Here is a 12,189-nt window from a genome sequence, read left to right as displayed (position 1 = left end):
CGCAGCCGACTCAGCTCTTCACGGCGGTGCCGACCAAGACCTCCCAGTCCATGACGCCATCCGTGAGGTATTCCGCGGCCAGCTCAACCAGCTGTGAGTCGAGTTCGGCGGCCAGAACCTGGTTCGCGCCAATGTTGGCGTACGCCTCGATGGTCGGGCCGTAGTGGGCCTTGAAGTAGTCGTGGACATCTTGCGGGGTCTTGAAACGCGTCACCTTGAGCGGTTCGCGTCGAGTCGTGACATCGGTGACTCGATCGCCCAGCAGTCCCCGGAAGTAGTTTTCCCGGCCCCACAGCGCTGACGGGGGCAACGCCGCCGACATGCTGGGCCGGTATGGCCGGATGGCGGCCAGCATCCGGCCAAAAAACCCTTCCGGGGTCCAGCTGATCACGCCGATGGTCCCGCCTGGCTTGCAGACCCGGACCAGCTCGTCGGCCGAGCACTGGTGGTCTGGAGCGAACATCACGCCGATCGCCGACATGACGATGTCGAATTCGCCGTCGCCAAACGGCAAGGCCTGCGCGTTGGCTTCCTGATATTGCAGGGTCAGTCCCTGTTTGGCGGCGCGCGCCTGAGACCGTTGCAGCAGCTCCGGTGTCAGATCGGTGGATACCACAGTGGCACCCGCCTGGGCTGCCGGAAGCGAAATGTTGCCGGAACCGGCCGCGACGTCAAGCACCCGCACCCCCGGCCCAATGCCCGTCGCGGCGACCAGGATTGGGCCGAGTGGGGCCATCACCTCTTCGGCCATCAGGGCGTAGTCGCCAAGTGCCCACATCGCCCGGTGCGTCGCCGCGAGCGTAGCGTCGTCGCGGATGGGTGTGTCGATAGTCATCAGAGCTCCTCGAGAAGGACGGGAAAGGGCTAGGTTACTTCGACATCGTCGTCGGAGGGGTAGGACAATAGCTGCGGATGCGCAAAAATATAGCCACCGAAAACAGTATGCAGCAGAAACATTATAACTGGCTGAGAATCGAGCGGGCTGATTGTGACGCGTGACACGTCCGTTGGGCTTCCTAGACTCTTCCTAGACTATTGCGGTGCGCATCGTTTTCGCCGGTACTCCCGAAACTGCGCTGCCCGCGCTGCGTGGCCTCATCGAATCGCGCCGTCACGACGTGATCTCGGTGCTGACCCGGCCCGATGCCGCCTCCGGGCGGCGGGGCAAGCCCGAACCGTCGCCGGTGGCCCGCGAGGCGCTCGATCGCGGCATCCCGCTGTTACGGCCGGCTCGGCCTAACTCGCCGGAATTCGTGGCTGAATTGTCAGCGCTCGAACCCGAGTGTTGCGCGGTGGTGGCCTACGGGGCGCTGCTGCGGGAGGCGTTGCTCTCGGTTCCGCCGCGCGGCTGGGTCAACTTGCACTTTTCGCTGCTGCCGGCTTGGCGCGGCGCGGCGCCGGTGCAGGCCGCGATCGCTGCCGGGGACTCCGTGACTGGGGCCACGACGTTCCAGATCGAGCCCAGCCTGGACTCAGGACCCGTCTACGGGGTGGTCACCGAGACTATCCGGCCCACCGACACCGCGGGTGCGCTGCTCGAGCGGCTCGCTGTTTCGGGGGCGGCGCTGCTGTGCGCCACGATGGACGGCATCGCCGACCAGACGCTGACGCCGCGACCGCAACCGGCTGAAGGGGCCAGCCTGGCGCCGAAAATCACCGTAGAGCAGGCTCGGGTGCGCTGGGACCTGCCGGCAGTTGTCGTCGAGCGCCGAATCCGGGCCGTCACTCCGAACCCGGGTGCCTGGACGCTCGTTGGTGACGTGCGGGTCAAGCTGGGGCCGGTGCAGCTGGATGCCACTCCGCAACCGCCAGAACCGTTGCTGCCCGGCGCCATTCACGTCGACCGCAGACACGTGTGGGTCGGGACCGGCTCCCAACCGGTACGGCTGGGCGACATTCAGCCGCCGGGCAAAAAATTCATGGATGCTGCCGACTGGGCGCGGGGCGCTCGGCTGGATCCCGGCACCCGGGCGTCATGACTTCACCGCCGCACCGGCCCGGCGGGCACAGCCGGCGACCAGGTCCCCGGCGCCGGCCGCTCGATCCGGCGCGCGCTGCGGCATTCGATGCGTTACGCGCGGTGAGTGAGCGCAACGCTTACGCGAACCTGGTGCTACCCGCGCTGTTACGACAACGCGGCATCACCGGCCGTGACGCTGCCTTTGCCACCGAGTTGACTTACGGCACGTGCCGCACCAGGGGTCTGCTCGACACGATCATCGGCTCGGCCGCCGGACGCGCGCCGGAGGCGATCGACCCGGTCCTGCTTGACTTGCTGCGGCTGGGCACCTATCAACTGCTGCGCACCCGGGTTGAGGCGCATGCCGCGGTGTCCACCACCGTCGAACAGGCTGGCGTCGAATTCGACTCGGCGCGAGCGGGTTTCGTCAACGGCGTACTGCGAGCCATCGCTGCTCGAGATGAGCGAAGCTGGGTAGCCGAGCTGGCTCCCGACCCGCACAGCGACCCTATCGGGCACACCGCCTTCGTCCGCTCCCACCCGCGCTGGGTCGCTCAGGCCTTCGCCGACGCACTGGGCGCGGCCGCCGGAGAGCTCGACGCGGTGCTGGCTAGCGACGACGAACGGCCACAGGTGCACTTGGCGGCTCGCCCCGGGGTTTGGACCGCCGCCGCCCTGGCCGATGCAGTGGGCGGCACGGTCGGTCGGTACTCCCCGTACGCGGTGTATCTGCGCGGCGGCGACCCCGCGCAGCTGGCGCCGGTGCGCGACGGTCACGCCCTGGTGCAAGACGAGGGCAGCCAGTTGGTGGCCCGGGCGCTAACCCTGGCCCGGGTCGACGACGACTGCGGACGCTGGCTCGACCTATGCGCCGGTCCGGGCGGCAAGACCGCGCTGCTGGCGGCGTTGGGCGTCGCATCGGGGGCTCGGGTTACCGCGGTGGAACCATCTCCGCATCGAACTGAGCTGGTCGTCGTCAATACCCGCGGGCTGCCGGTCGAGGTGTTGCGGGTCGACGGCCGGCGTACCGGGCTTGCCCCTGGTTTTGATCGGGTGTTGGTGGACGTTCCGTGCACCGGGTTGGGCGCTTTGCGGCGTCGTCCGGAGGCGCGCTGGCGGCGGGTGCCGGCCGATGTGCCCGCTTTGGCGAAATTGCAGCGTGAGTTGCTGGCTGCCGCGATTGCCCTGACCCGCCCGGGTGGTGTGCTGCTCTACGCGACGTGTTCGCCGCATCTGGCCGAAACTGTCGGGGTGGTCGCTGCTGCGCTGCGCCGGTATCCGGTGCAGGCCCTGGACACCCGGCCGCTGTTCGAACCCGTCATCGAGGGACTCGGCGACGGACCTTACGTTCAGTTGTGGCCACACCGACACGGCACCGACGCCATGTTCGCCGCGGCGCTGCGGCGGCGCATGTGACTTGCCGATGCTCGATGCGCGCCGTGCTGGCCGGCTCAGTAGTCTGTCGCTCATGTCGCGCTGTACGCGGGGGCCGATGATCGCGCCGTCAATTCTGGCCGCAGATTTCGCCCGGCTCGCTGATGCAGCAGCCGCGGTGCACGGCGCCGATTGGTTGCATGTCGACGTGATGGACGGACACTTCGTGCCGAATTTAACGATTGGCTTGCCCGTGGTGGAAAGCCTGTTGGCGGTCAGCGGTATCCCGATGGATTGCCATCTGATGATCGAGAACCCGGACCGCTGGGCTCCGCCCTACGCTGAAGCGGGCGCCCACAACGTCACCTTCCACGCCGAAGCCACTGATGATCCGGTCGGGGTGGCGCGCGATATTCGGGCCGCGGGCGCCAAAGCTGGGATCAGCGTGAAGCCGGGTACGCCGCTGGACCCGTATCTCGAGATCCTGGCGTACTTCGATACTTTGCTCATCATGTCGGTCGAGCCGGGCTTTGGCGGCCAGAAGTTCATACCGGATGTGCTGAGCAAAGTGCGTATAGTGCGCAAAATGGTCGACGCTGGTGAGTTGAAGATCCTCATCGAGATCGATGGCGGTGTCAACGGCGACACTATCGAGCAGGCAGCCGAGGCCGGTGTCGACTGCTTTGTCGCCGGATCAGCGGTATACGGCGCCGACAATCCGGCTGCTGCGATAGAGGTACTACGGCGACAGGCCGGTGCCGCGTCACCCCATCGTCACCGGTGAGCAGCCGATGACCGTCGAACAGGTCAAGAGTATCGATGAGGCGATGCGCCTGGCCATCGAGCAGTCCTACCTGGTCAAGGGCACCACGTATCCGAACCCGCCGGTCGGTGCGGTCATTGTGGACTCCGAAGGCAAGGTGGTCGGCGTCGGCGGTACCGAGCCTACTGGCGGCGACCACGCAGAGGTGGTCGCGCTGCGCCGGGCCGGCGGCTTAGCAGCTGGCGCTATCGCGGTGGTCACCATGGAGCCGTGTAACCACTACGGCAAAACTCCGCCCTGCGTTAATGCCCTGATAGAAGCCAGAGTGGGCACCGTAATTTACGGCGTCGCTGACCCCAACGGGATCGCCGGCGGCGGCGCGGGTCGGCTGTCGGCAGCCGGCGTACAAGTGCGATCCGGCATTCTGGCCGACCACGTGGCCGCCGGACCGCTCCGCGAGTGGCTGCACAAACAACGCACCGGGTTTCCGCATGTGACATGGAAGTACGCCACCAGCGTCGACGGCCGCAGTGCAGCCGCCGACGGTACCAGCCAGTGGATTTCCAGCGAGGCCGCCCGCGCCGATCTGCATCGCCGGCGTGCCATTGCCGATGCGATTGTGGTCGGCACCGGCACCGTCCTGACCGACGACCCAGCTCTGACCGCCCGGTTGCCGGACGGTTCGCTGGTCGGGCAACAACCGCTGCGTGTCGTGGTGGGCAAACGTGACATTCCCCCAGACGCGAAAGTTCTCAACGACGATTCGCGCACCATGGTGATCCGCACCCACGAACCCGTCGAGGTACTCAGAGCGCTCGCCGACCGCACCGACGTCCTGCTGGAGGGCGGTCCCACCCTCGCCGGTGCGTTCCTGCGCGCCGGCGCAATTAACCGCATCCTCGCCTACGTCGCGCCCATGCTGCTGGGCGGCCCGGTCACCGCGGTTGATGACGTGGGAGTGTCCAGCATCGCGCACGCGTTGCGCTGGCAGTTCGACGGCGTCGAGCAGGTGGGACCCGATTTATTGCTCAGCCTGGTCCCGCGTTAACCGTCAGCGCCCGGGCGCAACGGCCTGCTGCTGTACGAGTTTTGGCTCTTCGGCGTGTTCCTTGCGTCCACTGATCAGCAGACCCAACAGCGCTCCGACCACGCACACTATCGCCGTGACCGTGAATATCTCGCCGTACATCAGCGCGAAAGCCTTCTGGTACTGGGCTCCGATCGCTGCCGCCCGTTCGATCAGGGTGGCGTCGGGCGGAACGGCCGCCGACAGACCAGCCAGGATCTGGTTAAACCGGTACAAGCCCCAGGCGGTGAGGGCGGCCACCCCGATCAGCATCCCGGTCATGCGGGCCACGACCACCGCTGCTGACGCGATGCCATGCTGGGCCGACGGCACCACCCGCAGCGTTGCCGACGACAGCGGCCCGATCACCAGTCCCAGCCCCAGGCCGGCCACCAGCAGGTCGGCGTGCATTGCGGGCACTGTGAACAGTCCGAAGATGTTGTGCTGATCGGTGGCCAGGTCTTCTCGCCAATGTGAGATCAGCAGGTAACCGCCAGCGGCGATCAGCATCCCCGCGAACGTCACCGCACGGTCGCCGACCCGGGTGGCGATCCATCCGCCCGTCATTGCGCCGATCGGCAGTCCGATGAGGAACCACAGCAGCATTCCGGCCGCCTGGTTTTGATCCAGTCCAAGCACGCCCTGGCCGAACAACTCTACGTTGACCAGCGTCACCATCAGCGCGGCGCCTGCGGTGATCGAAGAACCCAGAGCGGCCAGGAACGGCCGGAAGCGAACTCCGGCCGGCTCGATCAGCCGGGTCCGCGCGAACCGCTCCCAGCTGAAGAACGCGACCGTCGCGACGATCGCACCGATGAGCAGCGGCAGCCCGTTGGCCGGCAACACTTGTTTTCCGTCGGGATTGGGGTTGTACAGCCCATAGACGGCGAGGCCGAGTGCGACCGCCAGCAGTAGACCGCCGACCAGATCGACCTTCTCATGCTCGGCGTCGGGGTCGCGTGAGGGCAGGCTGAAATGGATCATCACCATGGCAATAGCCGTCAGTGGGACATTGATCCAGAAGACGTCCCGCCAATCGTTGAGCAACCAGACGATGAAAATTCCGTATAGCGGACCCAACACGCTGCCGAGTTCCTGCGCGGCGCCGATGCCGCCGAGCACACCCGCTCGGTTTCGCTGCGCCCACAGGTCGGCACCCAGCGCCAGGGTGATCGGCAGCAGCGCGCCGCTGGCGACACCCTGGGTTGCGCGGCCAGCGAGCAACATATCAAAGCTGCCGAAGTGCCCGGCCAGCGCGGTGACAACCGATCCGGCCGCGAATCCGAACAGGCTGGCCTGCAACATCAGCTTGCGGCCAAACCGATCGGAGGCCCGGCCCAGCAGCGGCATCGCGGCGATATAACCCAGCAGATACCAGGTGACGATCGGGGTGATCCGCTGCAGTTGGTTAACCGGGATACCGACGCTGTTCATGATGTCGCGCATGATGGTGACCACGACATAGGTGTCGAGGGCCCCCAGCAGGACCGCGAGGCTGCCCGCGCTGATCGCGACTCCGCGACCGGTTCGCCTGCTCATCAGCTCACCGGCGGCTTGGTGACCTGCACCTGCTGGCCCCAATTCGACAGCGTCATCTGCACGGAATTACCTGATCCGCGGTCCAACTTGGCTTGCGCCAATTGGTGATCGCCAGTCTCCTGAATCCACACCGTGCCCGGCACCGCTGAGGTGGCGGCAAACGGTGGTGCGATTTGGTTGACCGCCTCGGCAGTAACTGTTCCGCTGATCCGGATGGTGCTCTGCCCGTTGATGGTGTCGCGTCCGTCAGCCTTGGCGTCCTTGAAGTTGGCCAGCACATTGGCCAGCCCAGTATCGGGATTGAGGATCTGCGACGGATCGTAGATGTCGGCAGCCGGCCCGAAGTCGCTCCACTTGTTGGGGGTGAGGGTGGCGTACAGAATGCCGTCGAAGACCACGAAGTCGGCATCAATGTCCGACCCACCGAGGGTCAGCCTGACGTTTCCTTTTGCCGCAGTGGGGTTGGTTGTCAGATCACCGGACAGCGTCTTGAGGGACAGTCCGGGGATCTTGCCGTTGACGGTCAGGACCAAATGCCCACTTTTCACTTGCTTGGTCTGCTGGGTTGCCTGGTTTAACAATGTCGTGGCGTCGGGCAGTGGTCCGCCGCTGTCCTTCTTGCCAGATGAGCAGCTCGCGACCAAGGCGGTAACGATGCTCAGGGCGGCGACAGCAGCGAAGAGACGGCAGTGACGTCTGGGGCTTGTCATACCCTGCATCGTAGAGGGTGGCAGTGACGGGTTCGGGATATGCCGGGCGCGCTGGTCGCTGCGCAACCGTGTTTGTACTGGCTGGCCAGGGACCAATAACCTGGTGCGATGTTCACCGGAATTGTCGAGGAACTTGGCGACGTGACTGCACGGAACACCCTGGCCGACGCGGCGCGTCTGACCATCCGCGGTCCCGTTGTCACCGCCGATGCCGGCCACGGCGATTCGATCGCCGTCAACGGTGTCTGCCTGACGGTCGTCGAGGTGTTGCCCGACGGCCAATTCACTGCCGATGTGATGGCAGAGACGCTGAATCGGTCCAACCTTGGCGCGCTGCAGCCCGGCAGCCGGGTCAACTTGGAACGAGCCGCGGCTATCAACAGTCGACTGGGTGGGCACATTGTGCAGGGGCATGTGGACGGGACCGGCGAGATCGTCGCCCGGACGCCGTCGCAGCACTGGGAAGTGGTGCGGATCGAAGTGCCTGCGACTGTGGCCCGCTACATCGTCGAGAAGGGGTCCATCACCGTCGACGGCATTTCGCTCACGGTCTCCGGGCTCGGTACCGAACCCCGGGACTGGTTCGAGGTCTCGCTGATTCCGACGACCCGGGAGCTGACCACGTTGGGCCAGGCACCGGTTGGCACTCGGGTGAACCTGGAAGTAGACGTGATCGCCAAATATGTCGAGAAGTTGATGCAAACCGCGCCGACACGCTAGCCCGGTGCCAGGTTCAGCTGGCGCACCGACCACCCCGGCGACGTCGCGCTTCCACTGCCGCGCCCACGTTTGCGCGAGGGTTCCGACGCGTCCGTTTGACAACCAACTTCGTCGCTGCCGTCAGCGACGCAACACTGATCAACCGGCGAAAGCGGCCATCCGCGGTAAGAGTGGCTGAGCCAAACCCCTGAAGCCGTCAATTAGCTGTGGCAATCATGAGGGACGATAGATTAGGCGGCGCGGTGGTTCATACTGAGTGCAACGCGTGGACTTCTCGCGTGAGCCGGCCGGACAGCAAGGTAGCAAAAATGACGAAGTTTGACTCCGTCGAGCGCGCGGTTGCCGACATAGCGGCAGGAAAGGCCGTCGTCGTCGTTGACGACGAGGACCGGGAGAACGAAGGCGATCTGATCTTCGCCGCCGAGAAGGCCACGCCGGAGCTGGTGGCCTTCATGGTCCGCTATACCTCGGGATACTTGTGCGTGCCGCTGGATGGCGCTGTCTGCGACCGGCTCGGTCTGTTGCCGATGTATGCGGTCAACCAGGACAAGCACGGCACCGCCTACACCGTCACCGTCGATGCACGGCAAGGTGTCGGCACTGGAATATCGGCCTCCGACCGTGCTACGACCATGCGGTTGTTGGCTGACCCGGCAGCTATCGCCGAGGACTTCAGCCGGCCCGGTCACGTCGTCCCGTTGCGGGCCAAGGACGGCGGCGTGTTGCGCCGCCCCGGCCACACCGAGGCGGCCGTGGACCTCGCTCGGCTAGCGGGATTGCAACCGGCGGGCGCGATCTGTGAGATCGTCAGCCAAAAGGACGAAGGCGCGATGGCGCAGACCGACGAGTTGCGGGTCTTCGCCGATGAGCACCACCTGGCCCTGATCACCATCGCCGACCTGATCGAATGGCGCCGCAAGCATGAGAAACACATCGAGCGGATCGCCGAGGCCCGTATCCCAACGCGGCACGGAGAGTTCCGCGCCATCGGCTACGCGAGCATCTACGAGGACGTCGAACATGTCGCCCTGGTCCGTGGTGAAATCGCCGGACCCAACGCCGACGGCGACGACGTGTTGGTCCGCGTGCACTCCGAGTGCCTGACCGGTGACGTGTTCGGATCCCGCCGCTGCGACTGTGGGCCGCAACTGGACGCCGCGATGGCGATGGTCGCGCGGGAAGGGCGCGGCGTGGTGCTCTACATGCGCGGCCATGAGGGCCGCGGCATCGGTCTCATGCATAAGCTGCAGGCCTACCAGTTGCAGGATGCGGGCGCCGACACCGTAGATGCCAACCTCAAACTCGGATTGCCGGCAGATGCCAGGGACTACGGGATCGGCGCGCAAATCCTGGTCGACCTCGGGGTCCGGTCGATGCGGCTCCTGACCAACAACCCCGCTAAGCGGGTCGGACTGGATGGCTACGGATTGCACATTGTCGAGCGGGTACCGCTGCCGGTGCGGGCCAACGCCGACAACATCCGTTACCTGATGACGAAGCGTGACCGGATGGGCCATGACCTCAGCGGATTGGACGATTTCCACGAATCCGTCCCGCTCCCAGGCGAATTTGGCGGTGCTTTGTGAGCGGTCGCGCAGGCGACGACCCGGTGGTGGCACGCCCCCAAAGGGAGCTATCCCCACCCGCTTGTGGGGGAGAGGAGTGGCGGGCATGAGCGGTGGCGCCGGCGTGCCGGACATTCCGGCTCTAGACGCATCTGGTGTTCGGCTGGCCATTGTCGCCAGCACCTGGCACGCCGAGATCTGTGACGCGCTGCTAGCCGGCGCCCGCAAAGTAGCCACTGAGTCCGGCATCGACAACCCGACGGTGGCGCGGGTGTTGGGGGCAATCGAGATTCCAGTCCTGGCACAGGAATTGGCCCGCAGTCATGATGCGGTCGTGGCGCTGGGTGTGGTAATCCGCGGCGAGACACCACATTTCGACTACGTTTGCGATGCGGTAACCCAGGGACTGACCCGCGTTTCGTTGGACGCCTCCACACCGGTCGCCAACGGCGTATTGACCACAAACACTGAAGAGCAGGCACGCGACCGGGCCGGGCTTCCGACGTCGGCCGAAGACAAGGGCGCGCAGGCAACCGCGGCGGCGCTGACCACCGCGCTGGCGCTGCGTGAACTACGCGCTCAATCGTGACTGCAGAACGGCGGCAAGATCGCTGGGACGTGGTGTTGCGTCCCTATTGGACGCCGCGATTTGCGTACGTGGCAGCATTATTGATTATTGCGGCGCACATCGCGGGGGGTCTACTGCTTAAGGTCGGGTCCAGTGGGGTGGTCTTTCGGACCGCCGACCAGATGGCCATGGCCGCCCTGGGGCTGATTCTTGCCGGCGCCGTGCTGTTGTTGACGCGGCCGAGACTACGCGTCGGCCCGGCCGGTCTTTCATTGCGTAACGTGTTGGGCGACAAACTAATTCCTTGGACAGATGTGGTCGGTGTGTCGTTTCCAGGTGATAGCCGATGGGCGCAGGTCGACCTGCCCGACGACGAGTACATCCCGGTGCTGGCGATTCAAGCCGTGGATAAGGAACGCGCGGTGGCCGCCATGGACACCGTGCGATCGCTGCTGGTCCGCTACCAACCGGGCCAGCATGCACTGTGAGCGCACTGCCCGTACGATCGCGCAATGGCACGCGTTGGTCGCGGTAAGGGCAGCGGTTGGAGGGCCGCCGGGCTGGCCGCCGTCGTGGCCACGCTGTGCGGCTGCACCACAACGGTCGCCGGCCACGCAACCCGCGCTGCCGGCCAGCCGACCGGGCCATCCACCTCCGTCAAGCCCGCGCCGGCGCGGGAGCTGTTGCTGCAGGACGGCGACCGCGCTCCGTTCGGTCAGTTGACCCAGTTTCTGGTTGGAGACAACTACTTCACCAGCGCCGAGCCAGCTGAGTGCAAGGCGGCGCTGCTGTTGAAGGACTCGCCACTGCGGCCGGCGGGCTCGTCGGACCACGCGGAGGCGGCCTACAACGACGGTGAACAACCGCTCTACGCCGAGTCGGTCGACGTCTACACCAACACTCTGAACGTGCACGACGTGGTGTGGAATGGCTTTCGCGCGGTCTCAGAGTGCCACGGTGAGGCCATCGGAGTCAGTCCATCCGGGAAATCCGCGCCGATGAGACTCAGTTACTTCGCGATACCGGCAGACGGCGTTCTGGTATGGACCATGAGCAGCCCGCGCTGGACTTGTGATTATGGGTTGGCCGTGGTCTCGCGGGTGGCTTTGGTCTTGTCAGCGTGTGATTTCCAGTCCGGATTCGCTATGGCGGAGTGGGCGTCGCAACGAAGGACGCAATTGGACACCCGAGCCTGATGTAGGCCGGATTGGTGAGTGACGTGGAACACGACGAGCGGACGGAAGGCGGAGATGGATGAATCGCGGTTGATGGACGGTGTGCGGCGGGTCAGCGTGGCAGCTGGAGCGGTGATCGGTGTCGCGGTGCTCGCCGCTAGTCCGGCGCGAGCCGACGGCCCGGTCCAGTTGAAGAGCCGATTAGGTGATTTTTGCCTGGACGCCCCGACCGGGAGCTGGGTGAGCCCGGTGGTGATCAACCCCTGCAATGGGTCAGACTTCCAGCGCTGGAATCTCCACCCTGACCGAGAGATCGAGAGTGTGGCCTTCCCCGGGGAGTGCCTGAATCAACCGGGGGAGGGTATGTGGGCGTACCTGCAACCCTGTGCCAACTGGATCAGCCAGCATTGGACTATCCAGCCCAATGGCCAGGTCCCGGATGATCTTGGTGGCTGCCTTGCCGTTATCGGCGGCCCGGGCCCTGGGACTTGGGTGTCCACCCGCTGGTGCAATGCCGACGCACCTGAGCAGCAGTGGGATAGCGTTGCCTGACCGCGCTTGCCGGGATACTCGGCAAAGCGCCACTCTGTGAAGTCACTAAGCACTCAACTTTCGGCTTACGGGCTTCGCTCGTAAGTTCGTCGGGGGTCAAGGGATGGCTGAGTTGCCCCGCGTCCTGGGCGGCTCACCTGATCGAACGTGCCGGCATGGCGGCGACACGCCGAAGGGCCCCGCCACCAACGCACAGT

13 protein-coding genes are annotated in these 12,189 nt (G+C 65.6%); 10 read left to right on the top strand and 3 right to left on the bottom strand.

Annotation, left to right across the window (positions count from 1 at the left end):
* Nucleotides 1–10 precede the first annotated feature (10 nt).
* Nucleotides 11–835, bottom strand: coding sequence for a class I SAM-dependent methyltransferase (locus F0Q45_RS20215; protein ID WP_149655640.1), 825 nt, complete (start codon nucleotides 833–835; stop codon nucleotides 11–13).
* Nucleotides 836–1,040: 205 nt separating this feature from the next.
* On the opposite strand from F0Q45_RS20215, the gene fmt reads away from it, so the two are divergent.
* From fmt to ribD, 4 genes are read left to right on the top strand one after another with little or no spacing between them, the layout of a single operon-like run.
* Nucleotides 1,041–1,979: a methionyl-tRNA formyltransferase gene (fmt, locus tag F0Q45_RS20210; RefSeq protein ID WP_149655639.1), complete on the top strand. Its 939-nt coding sequence runs from the start codon at nucleotides 1,041–1,043 to the stop codon at nucleotides 1,977–1,979.
* Nucleotides 1,976–3,376, top strand: coding sequence for an RsmB/NOP family class I SAM-dependent RNA methyltransferase (locus F0Q45_RS20205; RefSeq protein ID WP_149655638.1), 1,401 nt, complete (start codon nucleotides 1,976–1,978; stop codon nucleotides 3,374–3,376). The genes fmt and F0Q45_RS20205 overlap by 4 nt, the downstream gene beginning before the upstream one ends.
* A gap of 43 nt (nucleotides 3,377–3,419) precedes the next feature.
* Nucleotides 3,420–4,118 (top strand): ribulose-phosphate 3-epimerase, encoded by a 699-nt coding sequence (gene rpe, locus F0Q45_RS20200; RefSeq protein WP_149655642.1) that lies wholly within the window; start codon nucleotides 3,420–3,422, stop codon nucleotides 4,116–4,118.
* Between the two features lie 7 nt (nucleotides 4,119–4,125).
* Nucleotides 4,126–5,145, top strand: a complete 1,020-nt coding sequence (gene ribD, locus F0Q45_RS20195; protein WP_149655637.1) for a bifunctional diaminohydroxyphosphoribosylaminopyrimidine deaminase/5-amino-6-(5-phosphoribosylamino)uracil reductase RibD — start codon at nucleotides 4,126–4,128, stop codon at nucleotides 5,143–5,145.
* Nucleotides 5,146–5,148: 3 nt separating this feature from the next.
* Here ribD and F0Q45_RS20190 read toward each other — a convergent pair whose 3' ends face one another.
* A complete protein-coding gene (locus F0Q45_RS20190) occupies nucleotides 5,149–6,702 on the bottom strand; it encodes an MFS transporter (protein ID WP_149655636.1) in 1,554 nt (517 codons plus the stop codon).
* Entirely contained in the window at nucleotides 6,702–7,412 is a 711-nt protein-coding gene (locus tag F0Q45_RS20185) for an LppX_LprAFG lipoprotein (protein ID WP_149655635.1), read from the bottom strand. The genes F0Q45_RS20190 and F0Q45_RS20185 overlap by 1 nt, the downstream gene beginning before the upstream one ends.
* 108 nt (nucleotides 7,413–7,520) lie before the next feature.
* On the opposite strand from F0Q45_RS20185, the gene F0Q45_RS20180 reads away from it, so the two are divergent.
* The 6 genes from F0Q45_RS20180 (at nucleotide 7,521) to F0Q45_RS20155 (ending at nucleotide 11,992) form a co-directional block, all read left to right on the top strand.
* Nucleotides 7,521–8,132 (top strand): riboflavin synthase, encoded by a 612-nt coding sequence (locus F0Q45_RS20180; RefSeq protein ID WP_149655634.1) that lies wholly within the window; start codon nucleotides 7,521–7,523, stop codon nucleotides 8,130–8,132.
* A gap of 308 nt (nucleotides 8,133–8,440) precedes the next feature.
* Nucleotides 8,441–9,718 (top strand): bifunctional 3,4-dihydroxy-2-butanone-4-phosphate synthase/GTP cyclohydrolase II, encoded by a 1,278-nt coding sequence (locus F0Q45_RS20175; RefSeq protein ID WP_149655633.1) that lies wholly within the window; start codon nucleotides 8,441–8,443, stop codon nucleotides 9,716–9,718.
* Nucleotides 9,719–9,803: 85 nt separating this feature from the next.
* On the top strand, nucleotides 9,804–10,286 hold the full coding sequence (ribH, locus tag F0Q45_RS20170) for a 6,7-dimethyl-8-ribityllumazine synthase (RefSeq protein ID WP_149655632.1): 483 nt from the start codon (nucleotides 9,804–9,806) through the stop codon (nucleotides 10,284–10,286).
* A complete protein-coding gene (locus F0Q45_RS20165) occupies nucleotides 10,283–10,753 on the top strand; it encodes a PH domain-containing protein (protein WP_149655631.1) in 471 nt (156 codons plus the stop codon). The genes ribH and F0Q45_RS20165 overlap by 4 nt, the downstream gene beginning before the upstream one ends.
* A 24-nt stretch (nucleotides 10,754–10,777) precedes the next feature.
* The gene (locus F0Q45_RS20160) at nucleotides 10,778–11,461 is read left to right on the top strand and encodes a hypothetical protein (RefSeq protein ID WP_188113045.1); all 684 of its coding nucleotides are present in this window, start codon (nucleotides 10,778–10,780) and stop codon (nucleotides 11,459–11,461) included.
* A 54-nt stretch (nucleotides 11,462–11,515) separates the two neighbouring features.
* Entirely contained in the window at nucleotides 11,516–11,992 is a 477-nt protein-coding gene (locus F0Q45_RS20155) for an RICIN domain-containing protein (RefSeq protein ID WP_149655630.1), read from the top strand.
* The last annotated feature ends 197 nt before the right edge of the window (nucleotides 11,993–12,189 follow it).

Origin of the sequence: Mycobacterium simiae (assembly GCF_008370645.1) — a bacterium.
Classification (GTDB): Bacteria; Actinomycetota; Actinomycetes; order Mycobacteriales; family Mycobacteriaceae; genus Mycobacterium; species Mycobacterium simiae_A.
Note: the sequence above shows the minus strand (reverse complement) of the source record. Positions and strands in the feature narration are given on the sequence as shown.

Coding starts and splice junctions, on each gene's coding strand:
- F0Q45_RS20215 (WP_149655640.1), bottom strand. CDS start 835: ATGACTATCGACACACCCATCCGCGACGACGCTACGCTCGCGGCGACG.
- F0Q45_RS20205 (WP_149655638.1), top strand. CDS start 1,976: ATGACTTCACCGCCGCACCGGCCCGGCGGGCACAGCCGGCGACCAGGT.
- ribD (WP_149655637.1), top strand. CDS start 4,126: ATGACCGTCGAACAGGTCAAGAGTATCGATGAGGCGATGCGCCTGGCC.
- F0Q45_RS20190 (WP_149655636.1), bottom strand. CDS start 6,702: ATGAGCAGGCGAACCGGTCGCGGAGTCGCGATCAGCGCGGGCAGCCTC.
- F0Q45_RS20185 (WP_149655635.1), bottom strand. CDS start 7,412: ATGACAAGCCCCAGACGTCACTGCCGTCTCTTCGCTGCTGTCGCCGCC.
- F0Q45_RS20180 (WP_149655634.1), top strand. CDS start 7,521: ATGTTCACCGGAATTGTCGAGGAACTTGGCGACGTGACTGCACGGAAC.
- F0Q45_RS20175 (WP_149655633.1), top strand. CDS start 8,441: ATGACGAAGTTTGACTCCGTCGAGCGCGCGGTTGCCGACATAGCGGCA.
- ribH (WP_149655632.1), top strand. CDS start 9,804: ATGAGCGGTGGCGCCGGCGTGCCGGACATTCCGGCTCTAGACGCATCT.
- F0Q45_RS20160 (WP_188113045.1), top strand. CDS start 10,778: ATGGCACGCGTTGGTCGCGGTAAGGGCAGCGGTTGGAGGGCCGCCGGG.
- F0Q45_RS20155 (WP_149655630.1), top strand. CDS start 11,516: ATGGATGAATCGCGGTTGATGGACGGTGTGCGGCGGGTCAGCGTGGCA.